We start from the raw sequence: 17,213 nt of genomic DNA on the forward strand, positions 1-17,213 counted from the left end.
AAACGTGTTGCTAGAGCTGCGGAAGGCATACGCTTGTCAGGCCGGCCCCAGTCCGGCCTGCAGCAGAAAACGCTCGAAGGCGGCCGCCCCGTCGGGCGTGCGCTTGAACACGCCGGCGTCGAGCAGGACGCGCAAAAACTTGTCCCCGACCGCCTCCTGCAGCACTTGCTCCGCCTCCGCCGGCGAAAGCGCAGCACCGTGCGTGCGGCGCAGCTCGCCAATCCACTCCGCATGCGCGTGCAGCGGATGATCCGACTCGCGCAGCCGCTCCAGCGGCTCGGCGGCCGTGCCCGTCAGCCAGCCCGTCAGCTGCTCCAGCTCCGTCTTGAGCCGTCCCGGCAGGACGGCCAGCCCCATCACTTCGATGAGCCCGATGTTCTCCTTCTTGATATGATGCAGCTCCGCATGCGGGTGGAAGATGCCATCCGGATGCTGTGCGCTCGTCCGATTGTTGCGCAGCACGAGATCCAGCTCGTACGCGCCGTCGTCCCCCAGCCGCGCGATCGGCGTAACGGTATTGTGCTGCAGCGGCTCCGCTCCGTCCTCCTGCTCGCTGCAGCCCAGGATATCGACCTCCGGATCGCTGTATCCGCGCCATGCCGTCAGCAGCTGCTCCGCAGCCGTCAGCAGCTGCGCACGATTCGCGCTCCGCATCCGCACGACCGACATCGGCCAGGCGACGCGTTCCACCGCGACCTGCTCGAGCTCCGGATGGACATAGCGCGCCTCCGGGCGGGCCGCCTCCATGGCGAACAGATGCCGGCCGCCCTGGAAGTGGTCGTGATTGAGAATCGAGCCGCCGACGATCGGCAGATCGGCGTTGGAGCCGACGAAATAATGCGGGAATTGCTCGACAAAATCGAGCAGTCGGGCAAACGTAGCGGGCGAAATGCTCATCGGTACATGCTCGCCGCGCAGCACGATGCTGTGCTCGTTGTAATACACGTACGGCGAATATTGGAAGAACCACTGTTCATCCTGCAGAGTCAGCGGCAGCACGCGCAAATTCTGGCGGGCCGGATGATCCGCCCGGCCCGCGTAGCCGACGTTCGCTTCGCACAGCAGACACCTGGGGTAGCTGCTCTGCGGCAGCGTCTTGAGCAGCGCGATTTCCTTCGGATCCTTCTCCGGCTTGGACAGGTTGATCGTCATCTCCAGCTCGCCGTAATCGGTGCCGTGGAGCCAGCGCACATTGCGGCGGACGCGGTCCATACGGATGTAATTGGCGGCGATGTTGAGCCGGTAGAATGCGTCCGTCGCCGCCCTGACGCCAGCGCGCGCGGCCTCGCGCGCGAAGCCGTCTGCCACAGCCGAGGGACGGGGCAGCAGGAGACCCATGATGCGGGCGTCGAGCAAGTCCCGCCAGAGCGTCGTATTGTCCGGAATCAACCCGATGGCCGCGCCGTAGTCGAGCAGCGGATCGAGCGCCTCGCCCGGCTCGGCCGCCGCCTGCGGGCGGGTCTGTCCTTCATAAGGCGCCGGCAGGCCGAACAGCTCCAGCAGCGCATTGCGCGTGAAGGCTTCGTCGAGCGGCTGCAGCATTCCCTCGCGCAGCCCGTAGCCGAGCAGCCGCTCGATCGCTTCGAGCGCCGACGCGGTTGCGGCTTCGCTGACGACGGCGGTGTTCGCGTTTTTTTTCATACCCGTTCATCCTCATACCCGTGCGGGCGAGCCTGATGCCACGCCCAGGCGCTGGCGATGATCTCGCGCAGCCCGGCCCGGGCAGGCTGCCAGCCCAGCTCCGACCGTGCGCGCTCGGAGGCCGCCACGAGGACGGCCGGATCGCCGGCCCTGCGCGCCTCGACCCGCACCGGGATCTCGCATCCGGTCACCTCGCGGGCCAGCTCGACCACTTCCTTGACCGAGAAGCCGCGTCCGTTGCCCAGATTGTACACGGCGCTGTCGGCGCCGCCGCGCAGCCGCTGCACGGCCAGCACATGGGCGTCGGCCAGGTCGCTGACATGGATATAATCGCGCACGCAGCTCCCGTCCGGCGTGTCATAATCGTCGCCGAATAGCGAGATATGCGGGCGCTGGCCGAGCGCCGCCTGCAGCACGATCGGGATGAGATGCGTCTCCGGACGATGATCCTCCCCGATGCGACCTCCGGCGTGCGCGCCAGCCGCGTTGAAGTAGCGCAGCGAGACGAACTTGATGCCGTGCGCCACGTCGAACCAGCGCATCATTTTTTCCATCGCCAGCTTCGTCTCGCCGTAAGCGTTGGTCGGCAGGGTGCGATCCTCCTCCCGGATCGGCACCTGCTCGGGCTCGCCGTAGGTCGCCGCGGTCGAGGAGAAGACGATCCGCCGCACGCCGTGCTTGTTCATCTGCTCCAGCAGACACAGCGTGCCGTAGACGTTGTTGTGATAATATTTGCCCGGCTGCTGCATGCTCTCGCCGACTAGCGAATTCGCCGCGAAATGAATGACCGCGTCGATCTCGTTCTCTTCAAATACCTGATTCAAAAACGCCTCGTCCCGCAGATCGCCCTCGTAGAGCTTGCCGCCGAGTACAGCCTGCGGGTGGCCCTGCTGCATATTGTCAACGACGACGATCTCCTCGCCCCGCTCCAAAAGCGCTGCGACGGTATGCGAGCCGATGTAACCCGCTCCTCCGGTAACCAGTACCGCCATCTAGATCTCCTCCTTGTCTGCGGGCAGCTGCAGCTGCTCCGCGCCGTTGCCGATGTCGCACACATAGAATTCCGGCTCCAATCCGGTCGCCTCGCGATAGACGCGTCCAACCTCGGACCTGAACGAGGCCACGCTGTCCTCGTGCACGAGCGAGACCGTGCAGCCCCCGAAGCCTGCGCCGGTCATGCGCGAACCCAGCACGCCGGGCACGGCCCGCGCAGCCTCCACCATGGCGTCCAGCTCGGCGCCGGTCACCTCGTACAGCTCGCGCAGCGAATCATGCGAAGCATTCATCAGCTGCCCGAACGTCTCGAGGTCGTCCCGCTTGAGCGCCTCGACCGAACGCACGACGCGGTCGATCTCCTCCACGACGTGCCGTGCCCGGCGGCGCACCGTCTCGTCCGCGATCAGATGCGCGTGCGCCTCGAATTCGTCCAGCGTCAGCTGTCCGAGCAGCTCCAACTTCGGGAAGGCCGGGCGCAGCGCCTCTACGGCGCGCTCGCATTCGCTGCGGCGTTCGTTATATTTGGAGTCGACGAGACCGCGACGCTTGTTCGTATTGCCGATGACGAGCTTGCAGCGGCCGGGGCGCAGCGGCACCAGCTCGTATTCAAGGGTGTCGCACATGAGCAGGATGGCATGGTCCCGCCTGCCCGTCGCGACCGCGAACTGGTCCATGATGCCGCATTGCACGCCGTTGAATTCATTCTCCGAGCGCTGGGCCAGTTGCGCGATCTGTACCCGGTCGATCTCTCGCCCTGCGAGCGTCAGCAGCGCATAGGCGGTGACGACCTCGATCGAGGCCGAGGACGACAGACCCGCTCCGTTGGGAATCTCGCCGTGATACAGCAGCTCGTATCCGGCCGGGAGCGGCTCGCCGCCTTGTTGCAGCTCGCGGACGATGCCCTTGGGATAGTTCATCCAGTCGTCCTTGTCGTCGTAGACGATGCGATCCGCTTCGAACCAGCCGCGCTGCGAAAAATTCGTAGAGGCCAGTCCGATCTTCCGATCGCCGCGTTCGCGAATCAGCAGGGTCGTGCCGAAGGTAAGCGCAGCCGGGAAGACGTAGCCGCCGTTGTAGTCGGTGTGCTCGCCGATCAGATTGACCCGGCCCGGCGCGTGGAACGCGTGCACCCTGGCCTCCCCTTCCCCGTACAGTTGGATAAAGGTTTCATGAAGCTGCTTGAGATTTGCCATGTCTTACACCACTTTCATGCCGTGATTTATGCTTTTAGTATAAGCGTATTCAGGGGCGGTGGAAATGGCGGAATGTGAACATCGCATGTAGAAATGTGACTTTGTGGCAGGCGTTATGCTACACTTACAGGAGACGAAGGAAGGAGCGATTCGGGTGCCGCAATCCACCTATACCGTAGTGTCCAACCCGGTCAGTACGGCACACGGCAGTCTGAACGTACTGTTCGCCGGCGAGAGCCAGACTCGGCCCGGCCATCGCATCGGACCGCGCGTCTACGACTATTATCTGCTGCACCATGTACTCTCCGGCAAAGGCAGGTATCACTGTCAGGACACCCGCGCCGATTACGAAATGCGCGCCGGGCATACCTTCCTCGCCGCCCCGGAGCGGCTCGTCAGCTACGTCGCCGACGCCGAGAATCCGTGGCGCTACCGTTGGGTCGCCTTCACCGGACCGGATGCCGCACAGCTCGCCGTGTTCGCGGGCTTCGACGAGCTGCGCCCGATTGCCGATACCGCCGCGGACCGCCAGCCCGCGCGCCTGCTCAGTCAGATTATGAGCGGTTTCCGGGTAGGCGGCCCCCGGGCGGCACTGACCGCAATCGGCTGCCTGCACCTGCTGCTGGCCCGGATCAGCGGCGAGCTGGAGGGCACCGGACGAACCGACCGCCGCCTTGCGGGCAGCGAGGAACGACTCGTTCGCCAGATTGTGCACTACTTGTCCACACAATATGCGGAGCCCGTCTCGATTCAGGATATGGCCGACACGTTCGGCTATAATCGCGCCTACTTGTCTCGTCTGTTCAAGCAGCACACGGACATGTCGCCCGTCACTTTTTTGCTCAAGCTGCGCATCGACAAGGCCAGACTGATGCTGCGGGAGCGCCGGGAGCTGACGATCGAACAGATTGCTTCGTCGGTCGGATTCTCCGATCCGCTCTACTTCTCGAAGCAATTTCGGCGCTTTCACGCTCAATCGCCCTCAGCTTACCGCGCATCGCTGCTGTGAACAAGTCGATGACGGCGTTTCACCGCCGAGCGGACTGGTTAAAAAACCTATAACACTGGAGAATTGCAAAGGAGAGGATCTGTATGGAAAACCAACTCGAAACGACGAATACGGACGTTAATGGCGGCTCGGGCAATGCCGAACTGCTCAAAGGCGCGCTGATCGGCGGGCTGATCGGCGCAGCGGTCGCGCTGTTGTTCGCACCGAAACCCGGCCGCGAGCTGCGGGAGGATATCAAGATCAAAACCGGCGAGACGAGCGAGGTCGTCAAGGCCAAGGCGACGGTGTTGGCCGACCAGGCCCAGCAAGCCGCCAAAGCGGTCGGCGAACAAGCGACGATCCTGAAAGGCAAGGTCCAGGACCTCGCGGCGGCAGCGAAGCAGCGCTCTTCCAGCACGGCGGCGCAAGCGCATGATGCGGTCGGCAAGGCAGCCGACAAAGTGCGCGAGTCTGCTGCAGTGCTGAGCATCAAAAGCAAAGAAGCGGCCGACGAAGCGGAAGAAAAGGCGCATGGCGCCATTGATCAAGCATCCGCCCAAACGAGCGCGACGCTGGACAACGCAAGCAAGCCCTGAGGAGGCGAGCGCAATGCGTCAATCGAGCAAGGAAGACCGTCCGGACAAGCCGGACGGCGTCGACAAGGTACAAAATGGATCCATGGTGCAAAACGAGCAGGATATGAAACGCTTGGGCAACGAGATGGATGCCATGAAAACGAATAAAGAGCTGGAGGAAGACGGGCTGGTGCCCGATCCCAAGCAAGAATAAAGCCGCCTTCTTCCGCCGCCTAGTCGGTCGCAGACCGCTCAAAATGCCGGAACGCATGTGCGTTCCGGCATTTTTTTGTGGACTTTGCCGCGCATGAAGGACGTGAGACCAGCGAAATCTAAGGATAAGGAGGATTGAACAACAATATGGACCTGTATCAAGGCGAGCTCTACTGGCCGACAACAAACGAGCCCCATGCTTCTTATCCCACTCTGGAGGGCGCTATACGAACGCGCGTGGCCATCATCGGCGGCGGCATGTCCGGCGCGCTCTCCGCGTACACGTTGTCCCTGCATGGCATAGACACGGTCCTGCTGGACCGCGAGCAGGTAGCCGGCGGCAGCACATCCGCCAATACCGGCTTGTTGCAATTCTCCAACGATATCATGCTGCACGAATTGGCGAAGCAGTTGGGCAAAGGGCCCGCCGTCCGTTTCTACCAAGCTTGCGGCCAAGCCGTCGCCCGATTGGGCGAGTTGGCTGTCCGGCTTGAATTGCCGGTGAATTATGCTGCCCGTGACAGCCTGTATTATGCCAGCTCGGAGCAGGATGTGCCGCGCCTGCAGCAGGAATTTGAATGGCTGCAGCAGGCGGGCTTTGACGTCGATTATTGGGACCCGGCCCGGATCTCGGCGCATTTTCCGTTCCGCAAGCCGGGCGCCATCGTAACGCGCGGCGATGCCGAGGTGAATCCGTACCGGTTCGTCCAGGCGTTGGTTCGCCGCGCCGCCGAGCAGGGCGCCTTGATTCGGGAGCATACCGAGATTGTCCGCCACACGTCCGAGCACGGCATCCACCGGCTGGAGACGGCAGATGGCGACGCGGTCGTGGCGGATGCCGTCCTTTATGCGATCGGCTATGAGCCCGAGGAATTGCGCGGCAAGCTGATTCGTCCCTTGCTTAACCGTTCGTTTGCCGCAGTCACGGTGCCGCAGACGGACCTCGCAGCCTGGCACGAGAGGATGCTCATCTGGGAGACGGCTCGTCCCTACTTCTATGCGCGGACGACGCCGAGCGGCCGCATCGTGCTTGGCGGGCTCGATGAGGAAAAACGCGAGCCGATTCACGGGAAGCGTCCCCGGGCGCGGCGGGCCGGGCAGTTGGAGGCTCGGTTAAGCGAATTGTTTCCTTCTCTGGATACCAGACTGGAATTTGCGTGGAGCGCAACCTTCGGCGAATCCGCCGACGACCTTCCCTTCATCGGTCCTGACCCCGGCTGGGCGGGCGTGTACTATTGTCTCGGATACGGCGGCAACGGTACCGTCTACAGCATGATTGCCGCCGATCTCCTCGTACAGACGCTGAGCGGCGAGCGTCATCCCGTTGCCGACATCGTCGCTTTGGACCGTCCAACTTTGCAACGCACCTGAACGCTGCCTTATAAAGGCTGAATATTCGAAAAAAGCCGGAGTGTGTCGCTTCCGGCTTTTCCCATTATTTCATCACATATTCAGGCTGCATCCTGATCCGATCAGTCTCTAGAGGAGCCGCGTCGCGTTGTGACTGCGATAGACCGCTTCCGCTTCGTCCAGCTTGGCGTCGTCGTCGCTCTCGACCATGACGACAATGTCGCCTGCGCGTACGGCCTCGCGCGCTTCATGCGCCTCATCCTTTTTGAGACCGAGCGCTCGTAGTGCCGCTCCGATGCCTTCGTCGTCATCCGAGTAGCGCTTGCCTGTCAACCAGCCGAACAGGCCCACGCCCGCTGCCGGCGCATAGGGCGCGGCCCCGGTGCCGCTGGCGTGCGACGTGCCCCCTGTACCCATTCCGCCAAGGAAGAACGGTGCGGCCAAGCCTGTCCGCGTCGCGTCCTGCTCCTCTCGCGTTTCAGCAAGATCCTGGATCTCCTCCGCGTCGATCCCCGTCTCCTCTTCCACCCGGCGCGTATGCTCGTGGTCCTTGCCCAGCACCTTCAGATGCTCCTGGCCAAAGCCTTTGCGCTGCAGCTCTTCGACTGTCTCGATGACATCCTCATCTTTTTGAAACACCGCAATTTTCCTGCTCATGACCTTCACCCTTTCCATATCGTCAATACTTGGAAATGCCCAACTTTAGCATACCCTTCGATTTTAAAAACCTTTCCATTTTAAAACATCGGAAATACATATTGGACCAAGAAGTAAAGTAAGCCGAAAAATATGATAATGTAAGCCGCGTACTTGATAAAAGTTGCCGCTACCCGGCTGGAGTCCGACTTACGTTCGACATGCCGCTCTTCTACTTCTACCGAACGATTATCTTGCATGCTGATCATCTCCTGTTCGCAATGGTTTATGCGTCGTTTTCCCTTTTTACCCTGCCCGATTTGCTTTCAATCACTCCGTCGTTCCACATTTTCCCCTCTGTTTCAACCATCGAGCCGAAGGGTATTATTATGAGTATAAACATCGGTCATTATCGTCTGGAGACGCCCCCAATCTTAATAGGTACAGGAGAGAACAAGATGAAGCAACCCGAAAAGTTTCAACTGCGAACCGAAACGAACGAAGGACGCTGCGTCGTCTATGTCAGCGGCGAATTCGACTTGGAAGTCGCTAGCCAGATGCGCGCCGCCATGGCTCCGCTCGTCGAACTGACGGATCGCGACTTGGTTTTGAATCTTCGCGATCTCAAGTATATCGACAGCACCGGCATCGGTATTCTCGTCTCCGTGTTGAAGGCCAGAAATGCCAAACAAGCCTCCTTTACCATCGAAGCGATTCCGCCTAACATTCGGAAGCTCTTCGATATGACCGGCATCACCCAGTTTCTTACCAAACAAAATCAGGAAACCTAACGCAGGGAAGGGATCGAGGATGAACGCGATGAATATGAATGAAGAGCTGATTCATTTAGAAGTGCCGGCCACCGCGGAATACGTGGACCTGGTCCGGATTACGTTATACGGCATAGCCGCCAAAATGGGCTTCATGTTTGAAGAAATCGAGGATATGAAAGTGGCCGTATCGGAGGCCTGCAACAATGCGGTGCTCCACGCCTACGGCAATCCGCCCGTCGGCACAACGGCGGACGCGCCCTCGCAGCCGCCGCGCATGGAGGTTCGCTTCTTCAAAAAGGAGGATGCGCTGTCTATCGTCGTCAAGGACAACGGCAAAAGCTTTGATGCCCAGCACGTGGAATCGGCGGCTTCTCCTTTGGAGGGCAAGTCCATCAATGAAATCAATGCCGGCGGACTGGGCTTGTATCTCATGCAGGCGCTCATGGATCAGGTGGAGGTGCACAGCGAAGCAGGTACCGAGGTGATCCTGACCAAACGCCTCGTCAGGAGTGAAGAGAACGTATGAGTTCCCAATCCGCGAATTCTTCGCCGCAGGCAACCGCTGCACTGATTTTGGATTACCAAAGCAATCCCACCAATGAAATCGCAACCCGGTTGATCGAGCATTATGAATCAATGGTGCGCATGGCAGCAGGCAAAATTTCGCGCAACCGTCCCGATTTGTATGAGGATCTCTATCAGGTCGGGCAGATGGCTTTGCTTCGATTATTTTCGCAATACGATGCTTCTGTCGGGGTGCAATTCGAGCCTTACGCGATGAAAAGTATCATCGGGCATATGAAAAACTACTTGCGCGACAAATCCTGGTACGTGCAGGTGCCTAGGCGCATCAAGGAAAAAGGTATTCTGGTGCAACAAGCGGTTGACGAGCTCACGGTCAAACTGGAGCGGTCGCCCAACGTTGACGAAATTGCAGCCCATCTGGAGCTAAGCTATGAGGAAACGCTGGAAATTTTGGCTGGACGCGACCTGTATCATTACGTCTCACTGGATACGCCGATCTCCGAAGAAGAGAGCAATACGACCTTGGGCGAGCTGATCGGCTCACAGGTAGACGATTATGACTCTGTCGATAAAAAGCTCGATTTGCAGGAAGCGATGGCCAAGCTGAAACCGGAGGAGCAGCAAGTATTGCTGCTCGTGTTCGACGACGGCCTGCCGCAGCGCACGATTGCCGACCAGCTCGGCGTCTCGCAAATGAGCATTTCCCGCATTCAAAAACGGGCGATCGATAAGCTTAAGCACTATTTAACGGAGGCTAATGACGCGTATGACGCCCATTTATGATTACGCGGCGTTCAGGCATTTTTCTCACGAATACTAGAGCGGGCATGAACAGCGTTTTTTGCGCTGACGCATGCTCGCCTTTTATTTGGTGCGGCTAAAAATTGTCGTGCGCGTCAAATTCGAGTATGATGGATGAAGCAACGACGAGATAAGATCGGGAGGAACGCCTATGTCGCATCGCATGCTGCAGTACGCCGCGGGCTGGACGTGGCAGACCGTTGTAATGGACGAAGCCATGACCCCGACGCGGACCAAGCAGCTCCTGCCCGCCGCATGCGCAGGCTGGGTGGATGAGGCTTACCATCAAACCGATAACCGAATCGGCATCGGCTATCGTGCGGACGGCCTGCCTTTTTTGTATGGTACGCTTCGCTTTCAGGCGTCCGAAGCGTCTGAGGATATGCAGCATCTGCACTACCGATTGTCCGCCGAAGCGCTTTATACGCTCCATGACGACCCCCGGCTGCTGATTCGACTGCAGCAACCGCAGTGGGAAGACAAGCTGCAAGCCTGCGAAGGCGCCATTTCGGCTTTTTTTATCATCTTGACCGCCCTGCTGGACCCTTACCACGCCGGGCTGGACCGCTTCGAAGCCAGGCTAGCCGAGCTGGAATCGCATATGCAGCATCGCAACCACAAGCATTTGATCGATCGAATATTCGAACGGCGATACGAGCTATTGCATTGGCGGCACCTCTATATTCCGGTCAAGGAGCTGGAGGAAGCTGCGCAAGAGGCGTTTCTCGATGCGGCCCAAGACGAGCCGGCCTATACGCGACTTCGCTACAAGCTGCAGCGCATCGAGACGCTGCTCAGCCACTATCACGCGGAGATTGAGACGCTCATCTCCATGGATGACGCTACGGCTAGCTTTCGAGGCAATGACATTATGCGTACGCTTACGATCTTTACTGTATTGTGCACGCCGGCGACAGTGGCAGGCGCGCTCTGGGGCATGAATTTCGAAGCGATGCCATGGCTTGGAGAGCCTTGGGGCTTCGCGACGATTTGCGGCGCGATCGCGCTCGTCACGCTCCTGGTGTTCTTCTGGCTATGGCGCAAGGGCTGGACCGGGGACATCCTCAAGGGGAGCAAGCCGGCCAAGCCTCAAAAGAGAGAATCCCCCGTCTCAAACGCGCGCATCTTGCCGCCCCGCAAAAGCCGCCTCTCGCGCTCCAGGCGAGGCGGCTGATGCTTTCCTTAAGGTAACCCTACAAAAGACACCGATGCGCGCATCGGTGTCTTTTGGGGAACAGAAAGCGAAAGTTTCCCCTCAAACCACAAACAGGCTGAAGGCACTAGCCTTTCATATGCATATAGACGAGACAGCGATCATCCGAGCGGCTGGCTTGGCTATTGTTGCTGAACAGATCGTTTTCCCATATGGTCGGCGCATCTTCGCCGTTGGTTTCGGCCAGACGAGCAAACAGCATATCCAGCTTCTCTTCCTCTTCGCCATCCATGACATCGATTAACCCATCTGTGATCAATACGATTTTATCGCCGCTGCCGATCTGAATCGTCCGTTTTTCGAGCTGGATGTCGTCGAAAACCCCGATCGCAGGACCGCCGCCCTCCAACCGTTCGGTACGTTTGTCTGCGCGCAGCAGCAGCCCCGGCGGATGACCGGCATTGACATATTCCACTATCCCGGCTTTGACATCGACCAACATGTAGATCCCGGTATAATAATACTGAATCAATTGGTCGGCGAACTGAAGCTGCAGCGCACGCCGATTGAGCTCGCGCACCACACGCTCGGGATCGATCAGCTTGGCCATGGCGTCCTTGAGCACCGACGCGATGAACATGCACACGAGCGACGAAGAGATGCCGTGCCCCATGGCATCAATCACGGCGATGCCGTAGCGGTGCTCGTCAATGCGATACCAGGCATACAGGTCGCCCGCCAATTCTTCGGAAGGACAAAAAATGGAATTAATCGCGATATCCGCCTCGTCTACCGGATGGGGCAGCGCTGCGGTCTGAACCTCTCTTGCCAGCCGCAGCTCCTCGCGCAATCTGCGATCCCGCTCTTTATGCCAATCCTTCTCTTCCTTGAGCCTGAGCGCCACTCGAATTCGGGCGAGCAGTTCAATTTTGTTGATTGGCTTGGTCACATAGTCGATGGCGCCGGCATCCAGCGCTTCAGCCAGCTTTTTGGAATCTCCGATCGCGGTAACCATGATAATCGGGATATCACGCAGTCTCTCCGACTGCTGCAGCGCCCGACAAGCCGTGATCCCATCGATGCGGGGCATCATCATATCCAGCAGAATCAGATCGTACTCGGGCTCGGGCAAGGGCATATTCGTATCGCTATGGTCTTCGCCTCGCTCGTTCAAGCCGAACAGCTTGAAAAGTTCATCGCCGGAGGAAGCGGACTGCACATTCCGATAGCCTGCTCGTTTCAGCATTTCTTGCACCACTGTAATGTTCATTGGATTATCGTCGACAATCAGAATACGCATATTCCAGCTTTTTGAACCTCGCTGTTCACTGTTCATTGCTGCATCTCCTATCTACCGATTACAACGCGCTTTCTTTAAGAGCCGTAGCGCCTACTCTGTTCGGCTGCCGCCGCCTCTGCGACCGGGGCGATTGCCGTGGTTTTACTGGTTGGAGCAGCTACCGGGGCTTGACTCTCCTTTTTTTGCTTGGCGGACTGCAGCGCTCCGCTTACGATTTTGGCGGTTTTTACGCCGGTTTCCAGCCAATCCAGCCAAGCCATGCGCGGCTTGTGCTGACCGGAGCTTGCAACTGCATCCCCGGCTTGTCGGTTTAGTTTGTCCATCCACGATACCGAGACCTGTTTCGCCGAATTTGTCAATTCGTGGGCAGCCGTGCCGACATCGCGTACGGTCAGCATCAGCGGATCGATGGCGCTGATTTGCTTGTTGACTTGGTCGACGAGGCCGCGTACGCTGATCACCAGATCCTCGACGTCATCCTTTGAGCTGTGCACCAGATCGCGCGCTTCTTTTAAGGTCTCGTTAGCCGTTTCGATAGAGGCTTGGGCTTTGCGCATCGTCTGCACGAGAAAGATGACGAGGACCGCCACCGCGATTGCCATAATCAGAACACTAATTTCAATGATCATTTAAAATCCCTCCACTTGGACAAATATAATTGGACATGGGGCGCCGACAGCCTTTTTTGTATGTATATCGTTACCCCTGCCGGCGTATGCTGAATCAACCCGTTATTTGGAAGATCAAGAGCTGTTTCACCTTGATTCTGGGCGGTTAATGATGCCACAAGCAGATGGCGCAAGCCGGCTAAGGCAAAGCCAAAACTTAAACGATGTGAAAGGTATGGTGATGAACATGTTGAGATGGGCAGCAATATTCTTTATTATCGCAATCGTCGCAGCCGTATTCGGTTTTGGAGGCATTGTAGACGCGGCGGCAGGAATCGCCAAAATCCTTTTCTTCGTCTTCCTGATTTTGTTCCTGATCTCCCTCATTACGGGCAGAAGAAAGTCATTATAGCCGAGGACGAAGTTACGTTCGGCTGAAGTGTATGATATGCCAATAAAGCATGAATTGCAGTAAAGACCGCTTGTAGCGCCACGGCGCCGCAGGCGGTCTTTGCTGCGGTTCGGGGCAGCCGCCCACGCCCTCCGCTACAGTGCTGAATAGAATGCATCAAACGAATCAATGCGATCGGGGGGATTGATGTGGATGTGCGCACTGCCCTATTTTTAGCCGCCGTCTGCGGGCAGACGTATGTGCAATATGCGGACGGCGGGCCCTTTGTCGTACCGGACGGCTACACGGCCATTGGCGAGATCTGGGCGGGCAATGCGGGGCCGCTTCCCGAGCGCTTCGGCTTCGTGCTGGAATCGAGCGACCGCGTCATTGTCGCCTTCCGCGGCACCCGCTCGACATATGACTGGGTCTCGGACTTCATCGCCGAGCAAGTGCCCTATCCGTGGGCGGCAGACGGCGGGATGAGCCATCAGGGGTTTACCGATATATATGCCACCTGCCGGGACGGCCTGGTGGCGCTGCTAAACACCTTGCCCCGACGCAAGACCCTCTATATCGCCGGACACAGCCTCGGCGGCGCGCTGGCGACGCTGGCCGCGCCGGACCTGGCTCGTCATGGCGGCATGGGGCAGCCTGTCGTGTACACCTTTGCGGCCCCCCGAGTCGGCAACAGCCGCTACGTCAGCATGTACAATCGTACAATTCAGCTTAGCGCGCGAATATACAACACGTACGACATCGTGCCTCATCTACCGCCCTTCTTGTACAAATCGCCGCGTACGGATAAGCTGTACGAGTACCTTCACGTCAAGAGCGGCTACGAATTGAGCTACGATACCGGCTCGCTGTCGGGCAACCACCTGCTCAAAGGCTACTTCGCCGCGCTGGCGGCCAAGGACCCCGCCTTCGCCCGCTCGATGTGCAGCCGCCCCGAAGGCCTTTGCCCGATCATCTAGACCTCGCTTACCAGGGCAGCAGGTAGAGCAGGATGGCAAAAAAATGCGCAATCGAGCCGCCAAGCACAAACAAATGCCATACGGCGTGGTGATATGGAAAGCTCCTCCACACATAAAACACGGTGCCCAGCGTGTACAGGATGCCGCCTGCAAGCAGCAAGCCTACGCCGCCGGAGGCCATATTGGCCACGAGCGGCTTCCATGCGAACAGAATGAGCCAGCCCATTGCAATATAAATCAAGGTCGAGGTATACAGGAAGCGCGAGGCGAAGAAGGCCTTGAACACGACGCCGCATAGCGCCATCCCCCACACGATGCCAAACAGCGTCCAGCCCAGGGCGCCCTGAATTACAGTAAAAAGGATCGGCGTGTAGGTACCGGCGATGAACAGGTAAATGCACGAATGATCCATTGCCTCGAAGCGGTTTTTAGCCTTGCCCTCGGGAAAGCTGTGCACCAGGGTCGAGGCTACATAGAGCAGCAGCATTGCACTCCCGTAAATGGAAAAGCTGACGATATGCCACGCCGTGCCGTGCAGCGAAGCGCTCACGACGAGCACGACCAGCGCCGCGATGCTGAGCGCCGCTCCGATGCCGTGCGTCAGGGCGTTGGCCCATTCCTCACGTCTGGAGTATACATGGGTATTGGCCATTTCAGACCCCCATCCGCTTGCGCTGATTGTTGATCTTTTTGGTATTTTGGCTCTTCATGGCGGGCTGATTCCCCGCGCTCTGATGCTTCTGCTGCTTGCCTTGCGCTTGCTGCGCCTGTTTTTTTTGCGCGAGCTTCTGCTTCACGGCGTCGGCCAGCGAAATCTTGCGCGGCTCGGCTGCGTCCTGAGCAGCATTCTCCGAAGCGGACAGTTGATCGGTCATCACGATTCACCTCGCATGGACTAGTTAGTACCAGTTTAGCGTTTTTTGCGCCGGTTCGCCACTCTCGTTTTCATTATCGCCTTGCGCGGTTTACAATAGGAATGTGGGCGGGATGCAACAGGGATCCCGGGATTCACCAGACAAGGGAGGACAACATGTGGAAAGAATGTTGATTGCGCTTCACGGCTTCGAGCCGGAGCAGCGGCGGCGGCTGCAGGACACGCTTCCGGGATGGCAGGTACGGTTTGCCAAAGCGGACGAACTGAAGACCGAGGAGATTAAACGGGCCGAAATCATTTGCGGCTGGAGCTCCAAAATTGCCGAGGCCGCGCTGGCCGAGGACAGCGCGCTGCGCTGGGTGCAGGGCTGGTCCGCCGGCGTGGACTATATGCCGCTGGAGGCGTTGCAGCGGCGCGGCGTGCTGCTGACGACCGGGAGCGGCGTACATCCCAATCCGATGTCGGAGACCGCCTTCGCGCTCATGCTCGCAATGACGCGCGGCGTGCATCTGGCCGTCCGCAATCAGCAGGACCGCCGGTGGGACAAGCCGCGCGGGCTCGGCGAGCTGCACGGCGCCACGATCGGCATCGTCGGCGCCGGTACGATCGGCCGCGAGATCGCCAGGCTGGCCCGCGCTTTCGGCATGCGGGTACTGGGCCTGCGGCGCAGCGGCGTGGCAGACGAGCACTACGACCGGATGTATGCGCCCGAGGGGCTCGACGAGCTGCTGGGCAGCTGCGACTATGTCGTCAATGTGCTGCCGGCGACGCCGCGGACGCGCGGCCTCTTCGACGAAGGGCGCTTCGCTGCGATGAAGCGCGGGGCGATCTTCGTGAATATCGGACGCGGCGCCACGGTCAAGACGGAGTCGCTGCTCGCCGCGCTGCGCAGCGGCGCGCTGGGCGGCGCGGGACTCGATGTATTCGAGCGGGAGCCGCTGCCGGAGGACCATCCGCTCTGGACGATGCCGCAGGTCGTCATCACCCCTCATCTGGGCGGCGAGACCGCCAGCTACAACGACCGGATCGTCGCTCTGTTCATGGACAACCTCGCGCTGTATCTCGAGGGGCGCGGCGCGTCCATGGCGAACCTCGTCGATTACGAGGCCAGCTACTAGCCGCTCCTACTCTTCACGGGTCTGCATGACGTCGTCATTGGAATAATAGACGCGCGTATCGAGCAGCACCGTCAGCGTGCGCGCGTCCGCATCGTAGGCCAGCCGGGGCGGCTTGCGCCCGTAGAGCCACCACTTGCGCACCTCGGGTCGCGGCCCCGACTCCTCCTCGAAGTAGAAAAGGTTCAGATCGTCCGACAGCGGCGCCAAGCGCGTCCATAGCTCGGAGGACACCTGCTCGACCCGCACTTGCCAGTCCGCCCCTTCCCGGCCAAGCACAAACGGCGTGCCCGCCGCCGCGCTATCCAGGAGCAGCGTGCCCGTCACCTGCTTGATCAGTAATCTCTTCGCATCGCTCACCCGCAATTCAGCCTCCTTGGCCGCCGCCTTTCGTTCACGGCAGGTCGATTAATACGTAACGTGCGCCCGCATCGGCCGCGGTCAGCGGCAGCTGCGGCGTGTCGGTCAGTCGGGCGCCGTCCCCTTGCTCCAGCCGCTCGCCGTACGGCAGCTCCAGCACCCCTTTCAGGACATACAGATAGATCCGACGCCCTTCCGGCTGTTCGAAGACAAGGCGCTGGCCGGGGTCAAGCTCGGAGATGTAAAGCGTCAGGTCCTGGTGAACGCGGGCGATGCCCTCGCCTCCTTGCGCAGATGCGAGCGGGAGCAAGCGACCGCGCATCGCCTCCAGCGAGTAAGACGTCGTCTCGTACGAAGGGGCAAGCCCGCGCTCTGCCGGCGTGAACCAGATCTGAAGCAGATGCACCTCGTCCTCGCCGGGATTGGTCTCGCTGTGGACGATGCCGCTGCCCGCGCTCATGCGCTGGACTTCGCCGTATCCGGTCTCGGCGACATGGCCGAGACTGTCCTCATGCCGCAATCGTCCGCCGAGCACGACGGAGACGATCTCCATCTCCCGGTGCGGATGGCCGCCGAAGCCCCGTCCTCCGGCGATACGGTCTTCGTTGAACACGCGCAGCGGACCAAAGGGCGGATTGTCCGGATCGATATGGTCCGCAAACGGAAAGCTCAGTCGGCTTTTCAGCCACGGCAAATCGGTGCGGTACCGCTCATCGGCCTTGTAAATACGCAGCATGATTGCAA

Annotated in this window: 21 protein-coding genes; 11 read left to right on the top strand and 10 right to left on the bottom strand. The window is 59.7% G+C overall.

What is annotated here, in order from left to right; genetic code table 11:
- Nucleotides 1-36: 36 nt before the first annotated feature.
- Genes IDH44_RS06870 through IDH44_RS06880 form a run of 3 tightly spaced genes read right to left on the bottom strand, consistent with a single transcriptional unit; the run spans nucleotide 37 to nucleotide 3,830 of the window.
- A complete protein-coding gene (locus tag IDH44_RS06870; RefSeq protein ID WP_190916012.1) occupies nucleotides 37-1,641 on the bottom strand; it encodes a UDP-glucose--hexose-1-phosphate uridylyltransferase in 1,605 nt (534 codons plus the stop codon).
- Nucleotides 1,638-2,633: a UDP-glucose 4-epimerase GalE gene (galE, locus tag IDH44_RS06875; protein ID WP_190916014.1), complete on the bottom strand. Its 996-nt coding sequence runs from the start codon at nucleotides 2,631-2,633 to the stop codon at nucleotides 1,638-1,640. Before galE ends, IDH44_RS06870 begins: the two co-directional genes overlap by 4 nt.
- Nucleotides 2,634-3,830 (bottom strand): galactokinase, encoded by a 1,197-nt coding sequence (locus IDH44_RS06880; protein ID WP_190916016.1) that lies wholly within the window; start codon nucleotides 3,828-3,830, stop codon nucleotides 2,634-2,636.
- 154 nt (nucleotides 3,831-3,984) lie between these two features.
- Between IDH44_RS06880 and IDH44_RS06885 the strand changes: the two genes are divergently transcribed.
- The 4 genes from IDH44_RS06885 (at nucleotide 3,985) to IDH44_RS06900 (ending at nucleotide 6,977) form a co-directional block, all read left to right on the top strand.
- Entirely contained in the window at nucleotides 3,985-4,839 is an 855-nt protein-coding gene (locus tag IDH44_RS06885) for an AraC family transcriptional regulator (protein WP_317890130.1), read from the top strand.
- Nucleotides 4,840-4,922: 83 nt separating this feature from the next.
- On the top strand, nucleotides 4,923-5,414 hold the full coding sequence (locus IDH44_RS06890) for a YtxH domain-containing protein (protein WP_190916019.1): 492 nt from the start codon (nucleotides 4,923-4,925) through the stop codon (nucleotides 5,412-5,414).
- Between the two features lie 13 nt (nucleotides 5,415-5,427).
- On the top strand, nucleotides 5,428-5,607 hold the full coding sequence (locus IDH44_RS06895; RefSeq protein ID WP_190916021.1) for a hypothetical protein: 180 nt from the start codon (nucleotides 5,428-5,430) through the stop codon (nucleotides 5,605-5,607).
- 134 nt (nucleotides 5,608-5,741) lie between these two features.
- Nucleotides 5,742-6,977 carry an NAD(P)/FAD-dependent oxidoreductase gene (locus tag IDH44_RS06900; protein WP_223869448.1) on the top strand — a complete coding sequence of 412 codons (1,236 nt, stop codon included), beginning with the start codon at nucleotides 5,742-5,744 and terminating at the stop codon, nucleotides 6,975-6,977.
- Nucleotides 6,978-7,085: 108 nt separating this feature from the next.
- Here IDH44_RS06900 and IDH44_RS06905 read toward each other — a convergent pair whose 3' ends face one another.
- A complete protein-coding gene (locus IDH44_RS06905) occupies nucleotides 7,086-7,613 on the bottom strand; it encodes a general stress protein (protein ID WP_190916024.1) in 528 nt (175 codons plus the stop codon).
- A 437-nt stretch (nucleotides 7,614-8,050) separates the two neighbouring features.
- On the opposite strand from IDH44_RS06905, the gene IDH44_RS06910 reads away from it, so the two are divergent.
- From IDH44_RS06910 to IDH44_RS06925, 4 genes are all read left to right on the top strand, one after another.
- Nucleotides 8,051-8,383 carry an STAS domain-containing protein gene (locus tag IDH44_RS06910; protein ID WP_190916026.1) on the top strand — a complete coding sequence of 111 codons (333 nt, stop codon included), beginning with the start codon at nucleotides 8,051-8,053 and terminating at the stop codon, nucleotides 8,381-8,383.
- A gap of 28 nt (nucleotides 8,384-8,411) precedes the next feature.
- Nucleotides 8,412-8,891 carry an anti-sigma B factor RsbW gene (gene rsbW, locus IDH44_RS06915; RefSeq protein ID WP_190916028.1) on the top strand — a complete coding sequence of 160 codons (480 nt, stop codon included), beginning with the start codon at nucleotides 8,412-8,414 and terminating at the stop codon, nucleotides 8,889-8,891.
- Entirely contained in the window at nucleotides 8,888-9,673 is a 786-nt protein-coding gene (locus IDH44_RS06920) for a sigma-70 family RNA polymerase sigma factor (protein WP_190916030.1), read from the top strand. The genes rsbW and IDH44_RS06920 overlap by 4 nt, the downstream gene beginning before the upstream one ends.
- A gap of 169 nt (nucleotides 9,674-9,842) precedes the next feature.
- Nucleotides 9,843-10,865, top strand: coding sequence for a magnesium transporter CorA family protein (locus IDH44_RS06925; protein WP_190916032.1), 1,023 nt, complete (start codon nucleotides 9,843-9,845; stop codon nucleotides 10,863-10,865).
- 106 nt (nucleotides 10,866-10,971) lie between these two features.
- Here IDH44_RS06925 and IDH44_RS06930 read toward each other — a convergent pair whose 3' ends face one another.
- Both IDH44_RS06930 and IDH44_RS06935 read right to left on the bottom strand, forming a co-directional pair.
- A complete protein-coding gene (locus IDH44_RS06930) occupies nucleotides 10,972-12,180 on the bottom strand; it encodes a fused response regulator/phosphatase (RefSeq protein ID WP_223869449.1) in 1,209 nt (402 codons plus the stop codon).
- 38 nt (nucleotides 12,181-12,218) lie between these two features.
- The gene (locus IDH44_RS06935) at nucleotides 12,219-12,773 is read right to left on the bottom strand and encodes a DUF948 domain-containing protein (protein ID WP_190916034.1); all 555 of its coding nucleotides are present in this window, start codon (nucleotides 12,771-12,773) and stop codon (nucleotides 12,219-12,221) included.
- A 226-nt stretch (nucleotides 12,774-12,999) separates the two neighbouring features.
- Here IDH44_RS06935 and IDH44_RS06940 point away from each other — a divergent pair, with 226 nt between their 5' ends.
- Nucleotides 13,000-13,164, top strand: a complete 165-nt coding sequence (locus IDH44_RS06940) for a DUF1328 domain-containing protein (protein ID WP_190916344.1) — start codon at nucleotides 13,000-13,002, stop codon at nucleotides 13,162-13,164.
- Nucleotides 13,165-13,352: 188 nt separating this feature from the next.
- Entirely contained in the window at nucleotides 13,353-14,120 is a 768-nt protein-coding gene (locus tag IDH44_RS06945) for a lipase family protein (protein WP_190916036.1), read from the top strand.
- A 7-nt stretch (nucleotides 14,121-14,127) separates the two neighbouring features.
- On the opposite strand, the gene trhA is transcribed toward IDH44_RS06945, so the two are convergent.
- Nucleotides 14,128-14,772, bottom strand: a complete 645-nt coding sequence (trhA, locus tag IDH44_RS06950; RefSeq protein WP_190916038.1) for a PAQR family membrane homeostasis protein TrhA — start codon at nucleotides 14,770-14,772, stop codon at nucleotides 14,128-14,130.
- A gap of 1 nt (nucleotide 14,773) precedes the next feature.
- Nucleotides 14,774-14,995 carry a hypothetical protein gene (locus tag IDH44_RS06955; RefSeq protein WP_190916040.1) on the bottom strand — a complete coding sequence of 74 codons (222 nt, stop codon included), beginning with the start codon at nucleotides 14,993-14,995 and terminating at the stop codon, nucleotides 14,774-14,776.
- 166 nt (nucleotides 14,996-15,161) lie between these two features.
- Here IDH44_RS06955 and IDH44_RS06960 point away from each other — a divergent pair, with 166 nt between their 5' ends.
- Nucleotides 15,162-16,112, top strand: a complete 951-nt coding sequence (locus IDH44_RS06960; RefSeq protein WP_190916346.1) for a D-2-hydroxyacid dehydrogenase — start codon at nucleotides 15,162-15,164, stop codon at nucleotides 16,110-16,112.
- A 6-nt stretch (nucleotides 16,113-16,118) separates the two neighbouring features.
- Here IDH44_RS06960 and IDH44_RS06965 read toward each other — a convergent pair whose 3' ends face one another.
- Both IDH44_RS06965 and IDH44_RS06970 read right to left on the bottom strand, forming a co-directional pair.
- Nucleotides 16,119-16,469: a hypothetical protein gene (locus IDH44_RS06965; protein ID WP_190916042.1), complete on the bottom strand. Its 351-nt coding sequence runs from the start codon at nucleotides 16,467-16,469 to the stop codon at nucleotides 16,119-16,121.
- 34 nt (nucleotides 16,470-16,503) lie between these two features.
- On the bottom strand, nucleotides 16,504-17,205 hold the full coding sequence (locus IDH44_RS06970; RefSeq protein ID WP_190916043.1) for a pirin family protein: 702 nt from the start codon (nucleotides 17,203-17,205) through the stop codon (nucleotides 16,504-16,506).
- Nucleotides 17,206-17,213: the final 8 nt, after the last annotated feature.

This window comes from Paenibacillus sabuli (assembly GCF_014705605.1).
GTDB lineage: Bacteria > Bacillota > Bacilli > Paenibacillales > Paenibacillaceae > Paenibacillus_D > Paenibacillus_D sabuli.